Annotated in this window: 1 protein-coding gene and 3 pseudogenes; 1 reads left to right on the top strand and 3 read right to left on the bottom strand. The window is 55.4% G+C overall.

The genetic code is table 11. The features are described from left to right. Nucleotides 1–491 (bottom strand): annotated as a pseudogene (locus tag L0H65_RS18975) (hypothetical protein); the annotation flags it as partial. Nucleotides 492–557: 66 nt separating this feature from the next. Continuing rightward, nucleotides 558–741, bottom strand: a pseudogene (locus tag L0H65_RS18970) (IS3 family transposase); the annotation flags it as partial. Nucleotides 742–965: 224 nt separating this feature from the next. Here L0H65_RS18970 and L0H65_RS18965 point away from each other — a divergent pair. Continuing rightward, on the top strand, nucleotides 966–1,397 hold the full coding sequence (locus tag L0H65_RS18965) for a hypothetical protein (RefSeq protein WP_301460755.1): 432 nt from the start codon (nucleotides 966–968) through the stop codon (nucleotides 1,395–1,397). Here the strand turns inward: L0H65_RS18965 and L0H65_RS18960 are convergent. Further along, a pseudogene (locus L0H65_RS18960) lies at nucleotides 1,373–1,970 on the bottom strand (integrase core domain-containing protein). The gene L0H65_RS18965 and the pseudogene L0H65_RS18960 sit on opposite strands and share 25 nt — an antisense overlap. Nucleotides 1,971–2,066 lie beyond the last annotated feature (96 nt).

Genomic DNA, 2,066 nt, shown 5'->3' with positions numbered 1-2,066 from the left:
ACTCTCGTTATGAATGAGGGAGCCTCGGGGGGCAGGTCACGTCGCAAACCGAGATTTGCAGCGTATGCGCCAACAAGCGCGTTTCCAGCGCCCGTTTCTTGCGCGATACTGTCTTTCATAATGTAAGCGGCGTGAAAGCTCACGACAGCACCGTCACCTAGATGTCGCGTTACACCGCCTAACCAAGCAAGTGCACAGGCAGATTGACATTGTTTACCATTCGCAACGACCGACGAAAAACCGCGAAGTCGGATTCTTGTCCCAATCTCTAGTCCAGCCTCAAGATCGCCGCCATCGCTTTCAAATAAGACCACCGCATCTTCGAGGTTCCGAGTAACGTCGGCGAACCTTTCAATGTCCGCTCTTTCAAGTTCACCCACAATAGAAACAACCGGACTCCCTTTGATGTTCTCCCCATGATACCTTATTTCGGCAGCGGAGACGCCAGTGCTACAAGCGGCTATTGCGCAGGTCATGATAAGTGCTCGCACGGTCCACTCCTGGGAATGTAGGGCCTTGGAAAATCCATCCATTGTCATCGGGTAATCCCACCTTTTTCAACGGGCTTCATTCATAGAACTTACGCGGCCATTTTTCAGCTTCTGGGCGGGCGTGATGCCGCCGATGTCCATGTTCGGGCAGGCGTTGCTATATGTCCATAGCCATTGCGTGGCGCGATCTTGCGCCTCCTCTATGCTTCCGCATGATGTATTGATCCAGCAACTCATGCGCTACCTTTCTCTTTGGAGTACTCAAGTGTGGCTGCCCACCTGCTAATTGCTGGCCAAACCTATCAACTATCGTTGACGCCAAGTCCCGCCGAAGCTAAAAGTACCTGTCGACCAAGGTCGATACCTAAACATTGTGAAGAGCGCGATCCCGCTATCGCCACCAACCCGGTTTCTGCTGGGTGGTTTCCGCCCTTGACGCGGCACATGGCATATGATGCAACCAAGGAGAATAGCATGCAGGATGAAAACTGGGGGCCATGGTTTGAGTGGCTGGCCATGGACGGTAAGCAACCACCCGTGAAAGTCGGGGTCTGGGTCGATGCCCACGGAATGACGCGCCCAGGGCACGGTCGTATGTTCATTTGGCGCGCAGTATTCCAGACGCTCACCTGTGATAGCTTCCGGACTATGACTGATCTGGTTGTCCCATCTCGTCCAGGTGGGCTAATCTATCGCTACCGGGTTCGGCTCAATGACACCCAACCTTCACAGGTTGGGGTGATCGAGGCGGAAACGCCGGAATGCCGCAAGCGCTTTGATCGAGATGAAAGGGAAATTGTGCCATCGAAAGAAAACGCGCATATCGGCTACCCTCAAACAAGTATGGCCCAACACTCAGGCTGTAAAAGTAATCATGTGCGCTACTTGTCACATCCCGTCAGGTAGTATGGCTGTTTCTTGAACAATGCCGGCTTGAGTTTGTGCCAGTCCTTCATTGCCTGCAAGGGCGATTTGCTGCCCAAGGCTGATTGTGGAAGCTGTTGGTTATAGAGCCAGACATAGCGGTACAGCGTCCTTTCCAGTTCTTCGCCGGATCGGAAGTGGTGGCTTTGCAGCACCTCCTCGATGCGGCCGTTGAACCTTTCGACCATCCCGTTGGTCTGGGGCGACCTCGGCGGGGTCAAGCGGTGTTCGATATCGAGGGCACCGGTCAAGGCCGGAGCGCGAGACATTCGGGTTCAGGAATTCCCGGACCACGGCCAACAGGTCATCCAGCGAAACCAGCAAGGTCTTGCGCAGGGCCACCGCCACGGCCTCCTGAGCAGGCGTCAGCATCGTCTGAAGCCGGTGCGGCGTGTGACTGCGATCCTCGACGCTGTCGCGATGGCGCCACTTGTAGATCGTCTGTTCGGTCGTTCCATATCGCTCCGCCAAGGCAGAAGCTGGCTCGTCACTGGCCTGAATAGCCGCCCGAACCTTCGGCGTCGTCGTCGCTTGACTGTGAAGATGGATCAGCATGATGGCACCCCGTCCCGAACATCCCTCAAGACCGATCTTGCCATGAACAGGGCTGATCGCCGAGGGGAAATGCAATCATCCGGGATGGAACAGCTA

This window comes from Pseudorhodobacter sp. (assembly GCF_030452865.1).
GTDB lineage: Bacteria > Pseudomonadota > Alphaproteobacteria > Rhodobacterales > Rhodobacteraceae > Pseudorhodobacter.
The sequence above is the reverse complement of the archived record's forward strand: the minus strand, read 5'-3'. Positions and strand labels throughout refer to the sequence as shown.